Origin of the sequence: Kitasatospora sp. NPDC001261, from assembly GCF_042896795.1 — a bacterium.
Classification (GTDB): domain Bacteria; phylum Actinomycetota; class Actinomycetes; order Streptomycetales; family Streptomycetaceae; genus Kitasatospora.
On sequence record NZ_JBIAXP010000037.1, the window covers coordinates 1 to 14,355 of the forward strand.

Below are 14,355 nucleotides of genomic sequence, written 5' to 3' on the forward strand. Positions count from 1 at the left end.
GGACGCGGCAATGACATGACAGCCACACCCGGCATCCCTGGGTGCCCTGATCTTACGAATGACCAGAACGATCCCACGAAGAAAGGTATGGAAGGGCATGCGCGGCCAGTTGCGCCGACTCACGGCATTGGCGGTACCCGTCTACGCGGAGCTGCTGTCCGGGGTGATCGCCTCGGTGATCGGGGCCCTCTGGGTGGCCGGTCTCGGCGGGGCCGCGGTCGCCGCCGTCACCCTGGTCGGCACCGTCGAGAACCTGCTGCTCGGCCTGGTCCTGGTGGTCGCCTCCGGTACCAGCGTCAGGCTCTCCCACGCCCTCGGTGCCGGCGACCACGCCGAAGCCGCCCGGACCACCCGCGCGGCCTGGCGGCTCTGTGCCGCCGTCAGCGCGGCGCTCGCCGTCCCCGGCTTCCTGCTGCGCGACCGGCTGGCAGGCGCCTTCCTGGACGGCGAAGCCGCCGAACAGGCCGCCGGTTACCTCGCCGTCGCGTTCCCGGCCTTCGCGCTCTTCGTCGGCCAGCGCGTCGCCGACGAGCTGTTCAAGGGCGCGGGCGACACCCGCACCCCGATGCGGATCGCCCTGCTCTCCAACGCGCTGCTGCTCCTCCTCGACCCCCTGCTGATCCTCGGCCCGGGGCCGCTGCCCGCCCTCGGCGTGCCGGGCGCCGCCCTGGCCCTGGTCCTCTCCCGGGCGATCGCCCTCGCCGTCACCCTGCGAGTGCGGCGACGGCGGCGACTACGGAAGCCGGTGAGACGCGAGGAACCGCGGCCGCAGGACCCCGGCGGCACCGGGGGAGCGGGCGCGGCGGCGGTACGGATCCTGCGCGCGGGCGCACCGTTCGGTCTGGACTTCACCGCCCGGATGGCCGTCGGAACCGCCCAACTCGGCCTGGTCGCGGGCTTCGGCGTCGCGGCGGTGGCCGGCTACGGCCTCGGCTACCGCGTCCTGCTCGTCGCCACCATGGCCTTCTACGCGCTGCGCCAGGCCGCCGCGATCGAGGCGGCACGGCTGACCGGTGCGGGAGAGGTCGCCGCGCTGCACACCCTGCGCCGTGCCACCGGACGCCTCGCCGCGCTGCTCGGTGGGGTGGCGGCGCTGCTCGCCGTCACGCTCGCCGTGCCGCTGACCGCGCTCTTCACCGAGGACCGGGCGGTGGCCGCGCAGTCCGTCGGCTTCCTGCGCTCGGCGGCCCTCTACCTGCTGCCGTACGCGCTGGTGGTGGCGGTCGGCGGAGTGCACCAGGCGGCGGGCGCCGGACGCCCGCTGGTGGTCTCCGTCCTGCTCGGTCTCGGGACCCAACTCGCCGCCTCGGCGGCCCTGTCCGGGCCGCTGGGGGTGTCGGGGGTGTGGCTCGGGCCTGCGGTGGGCGCGGCCGTGCAGCTCGCGCTGCTCGCCACACTGACACGGTCGCGGAGTCCGCGGGGGACTGTCGGTGGTGTGTGCCAGGGTGGGGGCCATGGCACACACCCCGGACGGGCGGCCGATCCCGCCCCCGCACACCGATGAACGCACCACGCTGGAGAACTGGTTGGACTTCCAGCGGGCCACGCTCGCCCGGAAGGCCGACGGCCTCGACGACCACCAGGTGCGACTGGCGTCCGTCCCACCGTCCACGATGACCCTGCTGGGCCTGGTTCAGCACCTCGCCGAGGTCGAACGCACCTGGTACCAGCGGGTGTTCGCCGGGCAGGACGTCCCGCCGGTGTACGGCGCGGACAACGCCGACGGCTACGGGCTGGCCCCGGAGCGCGGGATGGCCGAGGCGCTGCGGGACTGGCAGGCGGAGGTCGACCGGGGCCGGGAGCTGACCGCGGACAAGCCGCTGGAGGCGGCCGGCCCGCTCTCCCCGCAGGTCGCCGCGGTGATCGGCGCGGACAGCGTCTCGCTGCGCTGGATCCTGGTGCACCTGATCGAGGAGTACGCCCGCCACAACGGCCACGCCGACCTGCTCCGGGAGTCCGTCGACGGCGCCACCGGGGTGTGAACCAAACCGGGGTCTGACGGCACGGGCGTTGCTCAGCGCCGGCCGGCGGACTCCGGCCGCGCGCCCGACGCCGGACCGGCAGCCCGGTCGGCAGCCCCACCGGCCGTCGGTCCGGCCGCCCGTCCGGTTAGCCGCGCGGCGACCAGCGTCCCCGCGCCGACCACCGCCGCCATGGTCAGCGCGGACGGCGCGAGCGCAGCGCCGGGGTCCGTACGGCCGGCGGCGGTGGCCAGGGCGATGCCCAGCGCCGGGCCGATGTTCAGCACGGTCTGCTGCAGGCCGCCCGCGACCCCGGCCCGGGCGGCGGCCGCGCCCCGGACCACCATCGTGGTGGCGGTGGCCATCACCGCACCGAAGCCGGTGCCGAGCAGCGCGAAGCAGCCGCCGATCGCGAGCGTCCCGGTGCCGGTGCCGGTGCCGGTGCCGGTGCCGGTGCCGAGAAGTGCCGTGAGCAGCGCTCCCGTGGTGATCAGGGCCATTCCCGGCAGCACCACCGCCCGCTCGCCGTGACGTTTCGCCAGCCAGGCGGAACCGGGCGCCGCGAGGATCATCGTCACCGCGAGCGGCACCGCCCGCAGGGCGCTCCGCAGGGGGTCGAGCCCGAGTACGTCCTGGAGGTAGTAGGTGGCCGGGAAGAGCGTTCCCTGGAGCGCGGCGGAGGCGGCGAGCAGGACGACGAGGGGCGGCGCGACGGCCGTGGAGCGGAGCAGCGCGGGCGGCAGCAGGGGGTCGGCGGTCCGGCGTTCGTGGCGTACCAGGACGAGGGCGAGGACTCCGGCCGCGGTGAGGCCGAGCAGTGGAACGGCCGGTCGGCCGGTGTCCGGCAGCGTCACCAGGCTCTGCACCAGGAGGGCCAGCGCGAGTGCGAGCAGGGCCGCGCCGGGCAGGTCGAGCCCGCTGCCGTGACGGCCGTCGTGCTCGCTGCCGTGCCGGTTGCCGCGCCCGGCGGCCGGGGATCGGGTGTCGGGCGATCCGGCTCCGGCCGGTACCGCGAGGGCCGCCAGGAGGGCGGCCGCGGCGGGCAGCAGGCCCAGCAGGAAGACCGACCGCCAGCCGAGGTGCGCGGTCAGTGCGCCGCCGACCAGCGGTCCGGCCGCCGCCGCGAGCCCGATGGCGGCGGTGCGGATCGCGATCGGGCCGGCCAGGCGGTCGGCGGGCCAGGCGGCCCGCAGCATGCCCAGGGTGGCCGGTTGCAGCAGCGCGCCGGCCGCGCCCTGCAGGACGCGCAGCGCGACGACCCAGCCGATGCCGGGCGCGACGGCGATCCCGAGCGAGGCGGCGGCGAAGCCGGTCACGCCGAGCGCGAAGACCCGCCGGTGCCCGTACCGGTCGCCGAGGCGGCCGGCGAAGACCAGCAGGGCGGCGACGGTGACCAGGTAGCCGGTGCTGGCCCACTGGACGGCGGCGACGGAGGCGTGCAGGTCGTGCTGGAGGGCCGGTCGGGCGACGGTCAGAGCGGTGCCGTCGACGGCGACCAGGACGGCGCCGGTGATGCTCGCGGCCAGGACGAGCCCCCGGTGGTGCCGTGGCGGGTTCACGGGGTGGAGGGGCCGAGGTGGGCGTCCAGTGTGGCGCGCAGCAGTGGCTCGACGGAGTCGTCGCCGGTGATGAGGCGCAGGCTGCCCCAGGTGCGCAGTTGGGCGAGGCCGTGCAGGTTGGACCAGAGGGCGGCGGTGGCGGCGGCCGGATCGTCGGACTGCGGGTGCACCTCGGTGACCAGGCCGACGAAGGTGAGGAACAGCGGCAGGGTGGTGCGACGGAGTTCGATTCCGCTGCCCTCCAGCAGGTCGTGACGGAACATCAGCTCGAACATGCCGGGGTTGGCGGCCGCGAAGCCGAGGTAGGCGCGGGCGAGCGCGTCGAGGCGGGTGCGCGCGTCGGCGCCGGTGGCGGCGGTGAGGGCGTCGGCGCCCGCGAGGGTGTCGGTGAGCCTGCCGAAGCCCTGTTGGGCGATGGCGGCGAGGAGTTCGCGGTGGGTGGGGAAGTAGCGGCGGGGCGCGCCGTGCGAGACCCCGGCGCGGCGGGCGATCTCGCGCAGGCCGAGCGCCTGGACGCCGCCCTCGGCCACCAACTCGACGCCGGCGGCCACCAGTCGGGCCCGCAGGTCCTGCTCCTGTTCGGTCATGAGGACACTGTCTACCAGCCGGGCGTAGACAGTGTCTACTCGCGGTCGCACCGAAGCCCGGGCAGAATCGATCGCGTGACCGATCACGTGGACGAAGGCGGCGAGCCGGCCTGCTGGCTGGGCCGGGTGTGCCCGGAGTGCGGACGGCTGCGCGAGCGGACCGGCCCGGGCAGCTGCGAGAACTGCGGCGCGGACGGCACGGACGGTGCGGACGCGCAGGACGACGCGTAGGGCGACGGGTCAGGCGACTGAGACCGACCCCGGCCCGGCCGGGGTCAGCCGGGCCGGCGCCCCGCGGAGCCGCCGCTACTGGGGCGGCTGGTCGCGGAACTGGTTCTTGAGCTGCTCCTGGGCGGCGTCGACCTGCCCGCTGTACTTGCCCTCGGTGCGCTGGTCGACGGCGTCGCCCGCCTTGTCGACGGCCTTGTCGGCCTGGTCCTCGTGGCCCTTCAGCAGGCTCTTGAGCTTATCCATCATGGACATCTGGTCACACTCCTGGATGAGACGCCCCCACCCCTCCAATATCGCCGCGTGCGCTGCGGTCCGCATCCCGCAAGGTGTGCGTAAAGGCTTGGCAACGGGATTCCGATCATGTCCAATCATGACCCTCACGGCCCGTCGGAAGGAGTCGCCCTGATGCTGCGCACCCGTCGCTCCACCTCGCCGCTCGACCGTTCCACCTCCTCGCCCGCCCGTTCCACCCCGTACGACCGCACCACCTCCCCGGGACGCCCGCGAACCGCCGCCACCCGGCGGAGCGCGGGCGCCGCCCTGACCGTCGCCGCCCTGGTCGCCCCGCTGCTGCTGGCTGGCGCCGGCAGCGCCTCGGCCGACCCGGACCCGGCGCGCAAGGGCGCCAAGCTGGCCTCCCGGCTGGTCGAGGCGAGCAGCGCCCGGGACGCCCGGGCCACGCTGGCCGCGCTCCAGCTGATCGCGGACCGCAACGGCGGTACCCGGCCGGCCGGTTCGAAGGGGCACGACCAGTCCGCGCAGTACGTCTACGAGCAGGCGCGGCGGGCCGGACTCAACGTGTCCAAGCAGGAGTTCGTCTACACCTACTTCGAGGCCCGCTCCGAGCACCTCGACGTGGTCTCCCCGAAGGCCGAGCCGGTGCCGGTGATCGCCATGACGTACTCGGTGAGCGGTCCGGAGGCGGGTCTGACCGCGGACCTGGCGGTCGCTCCGGTCGGCGCCACCACCGGCTGCACGCCCGCCGACTACCCGGCGGGCGCCTTCACCGGCAGGATCGCCCTGATCCGGCGCGGCGGGTGCAGCTTCGCCGAGAAGCAGGCCGCCGCGGCCGGCGCGGGGGCGGCCGGGGCGATCATCTACAACAACACCGAGGGCAGCCTCAACGGGACGCTCAGCGAGCCGACGGCGGGGAGGATCCCGACCGGCGGGATCACCGAGGCCGCGGGCGAGGCGCTGGCCGCCCAGGCCGCCGTCGGGCCCGTCCGGGTGACCCTGGACATCCGCACCTTCATGGAGCAGCGCAAGACCTGGAACGTCATCGCCGAGACCCGCGGCGGCGACCCGAACCACACCGTGATGGTCGGCGCGCACCTCGACTCCGTCCCCGAGGGGCCGGGCATCAACGACAACGGCTCCGGCACGGCCGGAATCCTGGAGGTCGCGAAGAACCTCAGCGTCCACCCGGTGAAGAACAAGGTCAGGTTCGCCTGGTGGTCGGCCGAGGAGTTCGGCCTCAAGGGTGCCGAGAAGTATGTGACCTCCCTCTCCGACGCGGAGAAGAAGAAGATCAGCCTCTACCTCAACTTCGACATGATCGCGTCCCCCAACTACGCGCAGTTCGTCTACAACGGCTCCGGCAGCGCCGGCGGGGACGCGGGCCCCGAGGGCTCGGCCCAGCTGGAGCGGGACATCAACGGCTACCTGGAGGGCCGGGGCCTGCCGCACGACCCGACCGCCTTCGACGGCCGCTCCGACTACGGTCCGTTCATCGACGCGGGCATCCCGGCCGGTGGTACCGACACCGGTGCCGAGAAGGTCAAGTCCCCTGAGCAGGCGGCCCGTTACGGCGGTACGGCCGGCGTCGCGTACGACCCGTGCTACCACAAGGCCTGCGACAACCTGGGCAACATCGACATGGGTGCCTTCGACGTCAACATCGACGTGATCGCGAACGCCGTCGGCACCTACGCCTGGGACCTCTCCTCGCTGCACCGGCCCGTCCCGGCCCAGCGCCCGGCCGCGAAGGCGGCGCCCGGCGCCGGCGCGACGGGTATCGGCGGCACCAACGGCGACCGCTCCCACGGCGTGGCGGCCTGACGCCCGGGTGGGCCCACCGCCACCCCTGGCCGGCGGGCCCACCCGACCGCCGTACGCGACTGCTCCATCCGGGACCTCCCTCCGTCATCGCCCCTGGTGGCCACGGGTGCCGTCACCGTAGCGGAGACCGCTGACAAATCCGGCCGCGGGCCGGTACGGTGCCGCGCGGGGCGCATCCGCCGAGACCCGGTGGGTGCGCCGAGCACGGTCCTGACACCATGGGACCGAGATCACGACACCGTGACACCCTCGGAGGAGTCAGCAACATGAGCACGCACTACGACGTCGTCGTCCTCGGCGCGGGCCCGGGCGGCTACACCGCCGCCGTCCGTTCGGCCCAGCTGGGGCTGAAGGTCGCGGTCATCGAGGCCAAGTACTGGGGCGGCGTCTGCCTCAACGTCGGCTGCATCCCCTCCAAGGCCCTGCTGCGCAACGCCGAGCTCGCCCACATCTTCACCAAGGAGGCCAAGACCTTCGGCATCAAGGTCGAGGGCCAGGTGACCTTCGACTTCGGCGAGGCCTTCCGGCGCAGCCGGTCGGTGGCCGACGGCCGGGTCAAGGGCGTCCACTACCTGATGAAGAAGAACGGCATCACCGAGTACGACGGCTGGGGCACCTTCGTCGACGACCACACCCTCCAGGTGGCGCTCAGCGGCGGCGGCTTCGACGTCGTCACCTTCGACCACTGCGTCATCGCCGCCGGTGCCACCACCCGCCTGCTGCCCGGCACCAGCCTGAGCGACCGCGTGGTCACCTACGAGGAGCAGATCCTCACCGAGCAGCTGCCGGAGAGCATCATCATCGCGGGCGCCGGCGCGATCGGCGTCGAGTTCGCCTACGTGCTGCACAACTACGGCGTGAAGGTCACCATCGTCGAGTTCCTGGACCGCGTGGTGCCGCTGGAGGACGTCGAGGTCTCCACCGAACTCGCCAAGCAGTACCGAAAGCTGGGCATCGAGGTGCTGACCTCCACCCGGGTCGAGTCGATCGACGACAGCGACCCGAACGCCAAGGTCCGGGTCACCGTCACCAAGGACGGCCAGCAGCAGGTGCTGGAGGCCGACAAGGTGCTCCAGGCGATCGGCTTCGCGCCGCGGGTCAACGGCTACGGCCTGGAGAACACCGGGGTCAAGCTCACCGACCGCAACGCCATCGCGGTGGACGGCCGCGGCCGCACCAGCGTCGAGCACATCTTCGCGATCGGCGACGTGACCGCCAAGCTGATGCTCGCGCACGCCGCCGAGACGATGGCCGTGATCGCCGCCGAGACCATCGGCGGGGCGGAGACCATGGAGGTCGACTTCGCCATGATCCCGCGCGCCACCTACTGCCAGCCGCAGATCGCCTCCTTCGGCTACACCGAGGCGCAGGCCCGCGACCTGGGCTACGACGTCAAGGTCGCCAAGTTCCCGTTCACCGCCAACGGCAAGGCGCACGGGCTCGGCCACCCGATCGGCTTCGTCAAGGTCATCAGCGACAGCACCCACGGCGAGCTGCTCGGCGCCCACCTGATCGGCCCCGAGGTCACGGAGCTGCTGCCGGAGCTGACGCTGGCCCAGCAGTGGGACCTGACCGTCCACGAGGTCGCCCGCAACGTGCACGCCCACCCGACCCTGGGCGAGGCGGTCAAGGAGGCCATCCACGGCCTCGCCGGTCACATGATCAACATGTGACGCGCCCTCCCCGAGCGCACGCCGCGCCCCCGTCGAGCGACCGCTCGGCGGGGGCGCGGCGCGGTTCCGCCCAAGGGCCAGGGGTGCTGGAAAGGGCCCCGTGGCCGTCAGGCGTGCCCGGCGATCAGGCCGAGCCGGCCGTCGAAGCGGCGGTAGAGCACCCGGCCCCGGCCGCTGACCGGGTGGGCGAAGAACAGGAACGGCAGCTCCGCGCCCGCCAGCCGGTCGACGGCCTGCGCCTCCGTCAGCCGGGGCGCGCCGTACGGGCTGAGGGTGATCGGCGAGGTCCGGCGGCCGGCCGGTCCGGCGGGGACGGTACGGGCGAGGCGGTAGCCGGTCGGCCCGACCCGGTAGACCACGGCGTCGGTCTCGGTCGCCGGATCGGTGAACAGGTGGATGTCGTAGTCCATCGCGTCCATGGTCCGGGCGGCGGCCGCCGGCGAGCACCACACCAGCGAGGGCTCCTTGCGCCGGACCACCCGGAGCTCGCGGACGGCCCCGCCGCCCGGCCCGTCGGAGGCCGGCCCACCGGAGTCCGGCGCACGGTGGCCCGGCCAGGGGCGCGGCGCCCAGGCCCCGGTGACGGCCCTGATCCTGCCGCGCAGCGCGTCGCTCACCTGGTCGATGGAGTCGCCCAGCCCGGCCGCGGCCTCCTGGACGCGGATCCGCCGACCGTCCACCTCGGCGTTCACCTGCGCCAGCACGCCCCCGGCGACGGCCGCGAGCCGGACCCGCAGGGCCTCCACCAGCGTCCCCACCCCCGGAGCCGCCGCCGCGGCGGCCACCCGGGCCCGCGTCTCGGCCAGGACCTCGCCGGTCAGCCCCTCGAACGCCCTCACCGTGACCAACTCGCCCATCCCCAGGCCCTTCCACTCCCAGCCGGCGCATACCGGCGACCAGGATCCCGGGCCCCCGGCCGCGCGGCCAGGGCCCAACGGCCCCACTGCGGGGGGCCGGGCGGACCAGCCGGGCGGTGGGGAGGGCGACCCGTGCCGCCGGAGTACGCGCCGGTGAACGGGACGGGAGAGGCACCGAGCCTCGGCCGGTGGGCGCCGCTACGGGGGAGCGCGGCGTGTTGCGGTGGCGGCTGCTGACAGCGGACCGGGAGCCCGACGACGAGCCGGGCCTGTGACGAACAGGCGCGGCGCCCTCACTCGCCGGGCCGGCCGCCCCCACCCGGTTCCGGGCGCCGACCCCGGTCCGCTCCGCGGCCGGGCTGGTCGCTCGCCGCAGCGGCCCGCGCCCCCGGGAGGCCGGGCGTGCCGCGGGTGCGCAGCTCGCCGAGCACCGCCCAGCCGACCGACACCACCGGCACCGCCACCACCGCGCCCAGGACCCCCGCCAGCACCGCGCCGCCGGCCACCGACACCGCGATCACCACCGGGTGGATGCGGACGGACCAGCTGAGCACCAGCGGATGCAGCAGATGCCCCTCGATCTGGCCGATGACCACGATCAGCGCGAGCACCAGCAGCGCGATCACCGGCCCCCGGGCGGCGAGCGCGACCACGGCGGCGACCGCCAGGGCGATCGGGGAACCGATCAGCGGGATGAGGGTCGCCGCGAACTCCAGCACCATCAGCGGCAGGACCAGCGGCACCCGCAGGATCGCCAGCGCGATGCCCACCAGCACCGCGTTGGAGGCCGCCACGATCAGCACACCCCGGGTGTAGCCCGCGAAGGTGAGCCAGGCGGCGCGGCCGGCGCGGTCCCAGGCCGAACGGCTCCGGACCGGCAGCTGCCGCTGCGCCCAGGTCCACATCCGGTCGCCGGAGTGGAGGAAGAACACCGAGCAGAACACCGCGAGGGCCAGCCCGGTGACCAGCTCGACGATCCGGCCGGCGCCGCTCAGCGCGGTGCTGAGCAGGGTGGAGCGGTGGGCCGAGACGAACGCGCCGATCTTGGCCCGCAGGTCGGTGACGGTGCCGGGCCGCAGGTGGAAGGGGGCGCCGGTGAGCCAGTGGTCGATCCGGGAGAGGCCGCCGCGCAGTTCGTTGCCCAGCCGGCCCCACTCGTCGGCGACGGTGGTGCCGACCAGCGCCAGCACCCCGCCGACGACCGCGAGGGCGCAGAGGAGGACGACCAGGACGGCGAGCGAGCGCGGCATGCCGCGGGCCAGCAGGTCGACCGGCGGGCGCAGCACGGAGGTGATCACCAGCGCCACGAACAGTGCGACGACCGGCAGTTCGAGCCGGGCGAGGACGCCGACAACCAGGTAGGCGGCGAGCCCGAGCAGCACCAGCCGCCAGGTGTACCCGGCCGTCGTCCGCAGTCCGGAGGGGACGTGCTCCCCGGGCGGATACGGGTCGGGGCCCGGGCCCTGAGCCCCCGCCCGGGTCCGGCGCGCCGACACCCGGGGGCGGCGGCTGCCCAGCGGCACGGGCCGCCGGTCCGGTCCGGCGCCGTTCACTCCCACGGGCGGTCTCCTCGGGCTCGGCCGGGTGTCGTCCTCTCACGTCACGATGACCCATACCGCGACGGTTCGCCCTGCGGCGCCGCCGGGTCCCGTCACCCGGACAGCGGCATGTCGGCCGCGTCGCTGTGCGGGCGCACCGGGCCCGGGCAGACACGGGAACGGCGCCGGTCGCCCCGGGAAGGGCAATGGTCCTCCGTGTACAAGCGGCCGGATGAGGGGAGAATCCATGGCGCAGGGAGGGGGGAGAAGGAGGCCGAGATGAAAAGCCTCACGCGCCGCTACGCGGTGACGCTCCCCGGCCCGATCGGCGGGCACGCTCCACCGTCCGTCGTCGTCGTGTACGAGACGCAGGCCGTCGGTCCCGGCGGGGGCCTGGTCTGGGAGAGCTCGGACGGCGACCTTCGGGTGGAGATCACCGGCGGGGTGGCCACCGTCCTGGCGGCTCCCACAACGGGCAGTCGGCACCCCTGCCTGATGGCGGTGCCGCTGCCGTGAGCACCTCGTCGTGAACCGAGAGCGCGTCGTCGTGAGCACGTGGGCCGTGAGCGCGTGGTCGTGGGCAGGCGGCCGTGCGCACACGGCCACGACGCGTGTCGAGAGGAAGAGGAAGGCGACGGAGGGCGGAGGTCGCAACGACAAGGTCACCGAGCGCTGGCGGCCAAGGCCTCGCGCACGGTGACCAGGCAGGGGTCGCAGTACCGGTCCGGCCCGGCCGCACCGGCGCCGTCGCCCACCGGGACGACGCGCTGGGAGGGCTCCAGGAACCGCCCGCACAGCGAGGAACTCGCGTCGTCCTTGGCCACCACGTGCCACACCACGGCGGGTGGGGAGACCGCCGGGTCGTGCTCGGCCCACATCTCGTACACGGCGCTACCTCCGGATCGCTGGGGGCTCGGTGACTCCATGCAAACCCGCGGTCTGCCGAACGGCCACCGGGCCAGACCCGGTGGGATGGTTGAGGCGCCGGTGACGGTTGGGCGGGCGACGGTCGGGGGCCGCACGCTCAGTCCCGCCGGTCGGGGCCCGGGTGTCCTGGAGGCCCCGGAGGCCTGATTCCCGAGGCCGTGGTCCCCGAGTCTGTGCTCCCCGGGCCGCCCGCCCGGTCGCGGCCCTGGCCGGCGGCCAGGCGGCGCCGGATCACCAGCAGGTCGAGCGCGGTGATGCCGGCGAACCCGGCGCACAGGGCGGCGAAGAAGGCGTAGGTCCCCTGGTTGGGTGCGGGGCCCGGGCCGGCCAGCGCGGCCAGTACGGCGAACGCCACCGCCCCGCCGAGGAACAGGAGGAGGAAGACCCGGGAGAGCACCCGCCGCAGCTCCAGGTCCGATCGGGCGGTCACCGGCTCGGTGCCCCGGCGCACCGTCTCCTGCGGCCGGAGCTGGGGCATCGTCCGGCCGGGGCCCTGCGGGGTGTGCGGGAAGTCGTGGCGCTCGCCGCTCCGGCGGCGGGCCCCGCCCGCGTGCGGCAGGTCTGGGCTGGGTCGTACGGCCATGACGGCCCCCGAACGGATTCGGCCGGTTGTGTTCCGCCGGCGCGCCTACCCGGTTCCGGCGCCGGCACACGCCCGCGGGGCACCCGCCCGCACCGGCCCGCCGATGCCCACCGTCGCCCACCGCCGCCCGGGCCCCGAAGCCCGGCGGATTCGGCCGCTGTTCACCGGGGCATGGCCCGCCCGATGATCTCCGACCAGTCCCGGTCCCTACCGTCAGGGCCCACACCACTTCCGGGAGCGAACATGCACGACAACCAGGCGACCGAGCACGAGTGCGGCTGCCCGCGGACGGCCGACCTCGACGGCGAGGGGCCGGCCGCGGACAGTCGGCGCCGGTTCCTGCGCGGGGCCGGTCTGCTGGGCGCGGGGGTCGGCACCGCCGGGCTCGGTCTGCTCGGCGCGGTGCCGGCGCAGGCGGCCGCACCCGAGGCGGCGGGCGCTGCGGGTGCGGCCGTGAAGGCGCCCAAGAAGGGCAAGGGGAAGGGGCGGTGGCAGCCCGACCCGGACGCCCGGCAGTTCACCGTCGTGGTCATGCCGGACACCCAGTACCTGTTCGACCAGGACCGGATCCACCCGGCGCCGCTGGAGGCCTCGGTCCGCTACGTGCTGGACGGCGGGGTCAACCGGGAGGACGGGACGGACGACAACATCGTCTTCCTGGCCCACCTCGGCGACGTCACCGAGAACGGCCTGGCCGTCGAGTACGCCGCCGTCACCAAGGTGTTCGGCCTGCTGGACGACGCGGGCGCGGCCTACGGCGTGCTCGCCGGCAACCACGACGTCCGCTCCTCGACCGACGACCAGCGCGGCACCACCCCGTACCTGGAGACCTTCAGCAAGGCCAGGGCCGCCCGCACCTCCGGCTACCGCGGCTCCAGCCCGGACGGCTACAACACCTGCCACGTGTTCCGGGCGGCGGGCCGCGACTGGATGGTGCTCTCGCTGGACTGGCGGCTCTCCGACGCGGGCTTCGCCTGGGCGAACGGGGTGATCGCGGCGAACCCCAAGCTTCCGGTGATCCTGACCACCCACGACCTGGCGCACGCCGACGACGGCGGCCGCGCCGAGCTGTCCGACAACGGGAAGCGGCTCTGGGAGCGGCTGATCGACGGCAACGACCAGATCTTCCTGACCGTCAACGGGCACTACTGGCCGCCCGGGCGCACCGTGCTGCGGAACAGGGCCGGCCACGACGTGCACGTCCACATCACCAACTACCAGGACCGCTACTACGGCGGTGCGGCGATGATCCGGGCGTACCGCTTCGACCTCGACCGCGGCACCGTCGACGTGTCGACCTTCTCGCCGTGGATCCAGCAGATCGCGGCCGAGGAGCGCAACGCGCTGGCGGCCCAGCACGTCGAGCTGACCTCGGACGTGGACCGCTTCTCGCTCGCGATCGACTTCGAGCGCCGCTTCGCCGGCTTCGCACCCGTCCCGCAGCGCCCGGCGCGCCGGGCGGGGGAGCTGCTGGTCCGCGACACGGTGGCCTACTGGCGGTTCGACAACGGCGGCGCGGACGGTGCGGCCGTCACCCCGCAGCAGGTCGTCAAGGACCTGAGCGGGCAGGGCAACGACCTGCTCTGGCAGAGCGCCCCCGGCACGCCCGACGGCGCGCTCAGCTGGTCCGCCGAGCACCACCCGGACCAGCCGGGCCACGGCAGCCTGCTGTTCAGGGGCACCCGCTCGCCGGTCCGCGGCGGCTACCTGCAGACGGTGCCCACCGCGCCGGTGAACCGGGAGACCTTCGAGCGCGGGTTCACCGTCGAGGCCTTCTTCAAGCTGCCCGCCGACTGGGACTCCGCGCAGAGCCGCTGGTCCGCCCTGCTCAGCCGCTGGGGGACGAGCGCCGAGGCGGGCAGGAGCGGGCCCGGGACGGACGCCGACGAGCCGGTCGCGACGCTCAGCGTCTCCGAGGCGCCGGCCCTCCAGTGGTGCGTCTACCCGCTCAACCAGACCGGGGCGTCCACCTGTTGGGGCCACCAGCTGCCGCTGGACCACTGGTGGCACGTCGCGGTGGTCAACGACGGGAAGCTCAGCCGGATGTACGTCGACGGCTGCGAGGTGGCGCGCAACCCGTCGACGCCCGCGGTCGGGCTGACCACGCTGGGACGGCCGTGGATGCTGGGCGGCTACGCGTACGCGGGGGTGCTGGACAAGGTCTTCCACGGGTACATCGGGGACGTCCGGATCGTGAAGCGGGCGCTGCGGGTGGGCGAGTTCATGACCGCCTGACCCGAGCTCCCGCGCGGCACGGACACCGCCGGGCCCTGGTACGGGCCCGGCGGTGCGGTCGTTTCCGGGACGGCGAGCGGTGAACCGGTGAAACGGCGAACCGGTGAAACGGCGAACGGCCGACGGCGGACGACCGCGCCGGAGCC

14 protein-coding genes are annotated in these 14,355 nt (G+C 74.5%); 7 read left to right on the forward strand and 7 right to left on the reverse strand.

Annotated features, from left to right (window positions below; translation table 11 throughout):
- Positions 1–97 precede the first annotated feature (97 nt).
- Together ACFY4B_RS37005 and ACFY4B_RS37010 are read left to right on the forward strand one after the other, a co-directional pair.
- Complete coding sequence (locus tag ACFY4B_RS37005) at positions 98–1,504, forward strand: MATE family efflux transporter (RefSeq protein WP_387975418.1); 1,407 nt, start codon at positions 98–100, stop codon at positions 1,502–1,504.
- Entirely contained in the window at positions 1,455–1,982 is a 528-nt protein-coding gene (locus ACFY4B_RS37010; protein ID WP_387975421.1) for a DinB family protein, read from the forward strand. Before ACFY4B_RS37005 ends, ACFY4B_RS37010 begins: the two co-directional genes overlap by 50 nt.
- A gap of 32 nt (positions 1,983–2,014) precedes the next feature.
- Here ACFY4B_RS37010 and ACFY4B_RS37015 read toward each other — a convergent pair whose 3' ends face one another.
- Positions 2,015–3,520, reverse strand: a complete 1,506-nt coding sequence (locus ACFY4B_RS37015; protein WP_387975424.1) for an MFS transporter — start codon at positions 3,518–3,520, stop codon at positions 2,015–2,017.
- Positions 3,517–4,107: a TetR/AcrR family transcriptional regulator gene (locus ACFY4B_RS37020; protein WP_387975427.1), complete on the reverse strand. Its 591-nt coding sequence runs from the start codon at positions 4,105–4,107 to the stop codon at positions 3,517–3,519. The genes ACFY4B_RS37015 and ACFY4B_RS37020 overlap by 4 nt, the downstream gene beginning before the upstream one ends.
- A 75-nt stretch (positions 4,108–4,182) precedes the next feature.
- Here ACFY4B_RS37020 and ACFY4B_RS37025 point away from each other — a divergent pair, with 75 nt between their 5' ends.
- Positions 4,183–4,338 carry a hypothetical protein gene (locus ACFY4B_RS37025; protein WP_387975430.1) on the forward strand — a complete coding sequence of 52 codons (156 nt, stop codon included), beginning with the start codon at positions 4,183–4,185 and terminating at the stop codon, positions 4,336–4,338.
- Positions 4,339–4,413: 75 nt separating this feature from the next.
- Here ACFY4B_RS37025 and ACFY4B_RS37030 read toward each other — a convergent pair whose 3' ends face one another.
- Positions 4,414–4,590 (reverse strand): antitoxin, encoded by a 177-nt coding sequence (locus tag ACFY4B_RS37030; RefSeq protein ID WP_049656309.1) that lies wholly within the window; start codon positions 4,588–4,590, stop codon positions 4,414–4,416.
- Between the two features lie 153 nt (positions 4,591–4,743).
- Between ACFY4B_RS37030 and ACFY4B_RS37035 the strand changes: the two genes are divergently transcribed.
- Positions 4,744–6,396: a M28 family peptidase gene (locus ACFY4B_RS37035; protein WP_387975433.1), complete on the forward strand. Its 1,653-nt coding sequence runs from the start codon at positions 4,744–4,746 to the stop codon at positions 6,394–6,396.
- A 266-nt stretch (positions 6,397–6,662) separates the two neighbouring features.
- A complete protein-coding gene (gene lpdA / locus ACFY4B_RS37040; protein ID WP_074003526.1) occupies positions 6,663–8,069 on the forward strand; it encodes a dihydrolipoyl dehydrogenase in 1,407 nt (468 codons plus the stop codon).
- A 107-nt stretch (positions 8,070–8,176) separates the two neighbouring features.
- Here the strand turns inward: lpdA and ACFY4B_RS37045 are convergent, their stop codons facing one another.
- Entirely contained in the window at positions 8,177–8,926 is a 750-nt protein-coding gene (locus tag ACFY4B_RS37045) for a sigma 54 modulation/S30EA ribosomal C-terminal domain-containing protein (protein WP_387975436.1), read from the reverse strand.
- A 293-nt stretch (positions 8,927–9,219) separates the two neighbouring features.
- A complete protein-coding gene (locus ACFY4B_RS37050; RefSeq protein WP_387975603.1) occupies positions 9,220–10,479 on the reverse strand; it encodes an AI-2E family transporter in 1,260 nt (419 codons plus the stop codon).
- Between the two features lie 264 nt (positions 10,480–10,743).
- Between ACFY4B_RS37050 and ACFY4B_RS37055 the strand changes: the two genes are divergently transcribed.
- The gene (locus tag ACFY4B_RS37055; protein WP_049656889.1) at positions 10,744–10,980 is read left to right on the forward strand and encodes a DUF6296 family protein; all 237 of its coding nucleotides are present in this window, start codon (positions 10,744–10,746) and stop codon (positions 10,978–10,980) included.
- Between the two features lie 146 nt (positions 10,981–11,126).
- Here the strand turns inward: ACFY4B_RS37055 and ACFY4B_RS37060 are convergent, their stop codons facing one another.
- Together ACFY4B_RS37060 and ACFY4B_RS37065 are read right to left on the reverse strand one after the other, a co-directional pair.
- Positions 11,127–11,351 (reverse strand): hypothetical protein, encoded by a 225-nt coding sequence (locus tag ACFY4B_RS37060; protein ID WP_049656887.1) that lies wholly within the window; start codon positions 11,349–11,351, stop codon positions 11,127–11,129.
- Positions 11,352–11,488: 137 nt separating this feature from the next.
- Positions 11,489–11,974 carry a DUF6343 family protein gene (locus ACFY4B_RS37065; protein WP_387975439.1) on the reverse strand — a complete coding sequence of 162 codons (486 nt, stop codon included), beginning with the start codon at positions 11,972–11,974 and terminating at the stop codon, positions 11,489–11,491.
- Positions 11,975–12,217: 243 nt separating this feature from the next.
- Here ACFY4B_RS37065 and ACFY4B_RS37070 point away from each other — a divergent pair, with 243 nt between their 5' ends.
- A complete protein-coding gene (locus ACFY4B_RS37070; protein ID WP_387975442.1) occupies positions 12,218–14,209 on the forward strand; it encodes a LamG-like jellyroll fold domain-containing protein in 1,992 nt (663 codons plus the stop codon).
- Positions 14,210–14,355: the final 146 nt, after the last annotated feature.

Excerpts from the sequence above, each read along its gene's own strand:
- ACFY4B_RS37005 (WP_387975418.1), top strand. The coding sequence starts at position 98 with ATGCGCGGCCAGTTGCGCCGACTCACGGCATTGGCGGTACCCGTCTAC.
- ACFY4B_RS37010 (WP_387975421.1), top strand. The coding sequence starts at position 1,455 with ATGGCACACACCCCGGACGGGCGGCCGATCCCGCCCCCGCACACCGAT.
- ACFY4B_RS37020 (WP_387975427.1), bottom strand. The coding sequence starts at position 4,107 with ATGACCGAACAGGAGCAGGACCTGCGGGCCCGACTGGTGGCCGCCGGC.
- ACFY4B_RS37030 (WP_049656309.1), bottom strand. The coding sequence starts at position 4,590 with ATGTCCATGATGGATAAGCTCAAGAGCCTGCTGAAGGGCCACGAGGAC.
- ACFY4B_RS37035 (WP_387975433.1), top strand. The coding sequence starts at position 4,744 with ATGCTGCGCACCCGTCGCTCCACCTCGCCGCTCGACCGTTCCACCTCC.
- lpdA (WP_074003526.1), top strand. The coding sequence starts at position 6,663 with ATGAGCACGCACTACGACGTCGTCGTCCTCGGCGCGGGCCCGGGCGGC.
- ACFY4B_RS37045 (WP_387975436.1), bottom strand. The coding sequence starts at position 8,926 with ATGGGCGAGTTGGTCACGGTGAGGGCGTTCGAGGGGCTGACCGGCGAG.
- ACFY4B_RS37055 (WP_049656889.1), top strand. The coding sequence starts at position 10,744 with ATGAAAAGCCTCACGCGCCGCTACGCGGTGACGCTCCCCGGCCCGATC.
- ACFY4B_RS37065 (WP_387975439.1), bottom strand. The coding sequence starts at position 11,974 with ATGGCCGTACGACCCAGCCCAGACCTGCCGCACGCGGGCGGGGCCCGC.
- ACFY4B_RS37070 (WP_387975442.1), top strand. The coding sequence starts at position 12,218 with ATGCACGACAACCAGGCGACCGAGCACGAGTGCGGCTGCCCGCGGACG.